The organism is Paraliomyxa miuraensis (assembly GCF_026337845.1).
Taxonomy (GTDB): Bacteria; Myxococcota_A; Polyangia; order Nannocystales; family Nannocystaceae; genus Paraliomyxa; species Paraliomyxa miuraensis.
This window is the reverse complement of sequence record NZ_JAOVZF010000088.1, coordinates 1-1,199: the sequence shown is the minus strand read 5'-3', so window position 1 is coordinate 1,199 and position 1,199 is coordinate 1. Positions and strand designations below refer to the sequence as shown.

Below are 1,199 nucleotides of genomic sequence, written 5' to 3'. Positions count from 1 at the left end.
CACGCGGCGATCGGGAGCATCGCCAGCGCGGTACCGGTGGCCGCGCCGAGGTCACCCCATCGATCCGCGGGCGCGATGTACCCCGCCGGATCGCGCAGCCACTGGCTCGTGCGGAGGATCGCCAGCCCCCACTCTTGCGCGCGGTAGCTCTCGCCGTTGATGTCGCAGTAGACCTGATCCACCAGGCCCGCGGACCACGCACGCCTGACCGATGGCCTTGGCGAGCCCCACGGACCCCGAAGGCGGCGGTGGTCGAGGTCGACGAAGATCTACGGCCCAAATAGGCCGCGTCCACGCCCGACCGGCGAGCACAGCGGCGTGACTCCCACCTTTGCGGATATCGCGCCGCAGCTCGAGGTGGCCACCGGACGACGAGGGCGTGCTGCCTTGCCAGTCGTCGCGGCTCTCCAGGAGCGCCATCCCGACATGCCCCGGATTGCATCCTCGACGTGGACGCGTGGGCCGGTCGACATCATTGCCCTCACCGTTCCACCCCAACTTGCGGTCGCTGAGTGTGTCGGTCGATGTCAGAGCCTCTGTCTCCACAGCGACGATCTCGAGCATCGGGACGATGCTCGAGATCGCGGAGGTCGTTGCCCGGAACCATCGAACCATGCTATTGGCCACGGCATGAAACTCCCCAAAGGCACTGTCTCGAAGTGGTTTCCCGGGCTGATCATCCTGGTCGCGGCCTTCGGATGCGTCGAAGTAGAGTCCGACGAATTCGACCAAGATCTCGACCTCGAGGGTGTTGACGCGCGCGATCCGGCGAGCATCCACGAAGGACCCGATGAGGTCGTAAGCGCAGAAGACCCCGAGGCCATCGCATGCGTGTCATCATGCCAATGCCCTCAGGGATTTTCATGTACTGGAGGTGTATGCATGGACGAGCTAGACTTCAGCCCCCCGCCCCCCTCTCCATGTCAGTCGAGTTGCCAGTGCGGCTATGGCAAGAATTGCGTGGCTGGCAACTGCGTCACACAACCGATCTCGTGCAACTCGAGCTGTGATTGTGGCTACGGCTACGTGTGCACGAATGGCATCTGTAGCACCGACTTTGGGCCATTCCCGACCTGCCAATGCAATGCAGATTGCGCCTCCAACGAGGTCTGCTCGAACGGCCACTGCTTGGTCTCCGGCGGCGGTGGTGGCGGTGGCGGCGGTGGTGGCGGTGGCGGCGGTGGTGGCGGTGGCGGCGG

1 pseudogene is annotated in these 1,199 nt (G+C 65.0%); it reads right to left on the bottom strand.

The features are described from left to right. A pseudogene (locus OEB96_RS00395) lies at positions 1 to 182 on the bottom strand (hypothetical protein); the annotation flags it as partial. Positions 183 to 1,199: the final 1,017 nt, after the last annotated feature.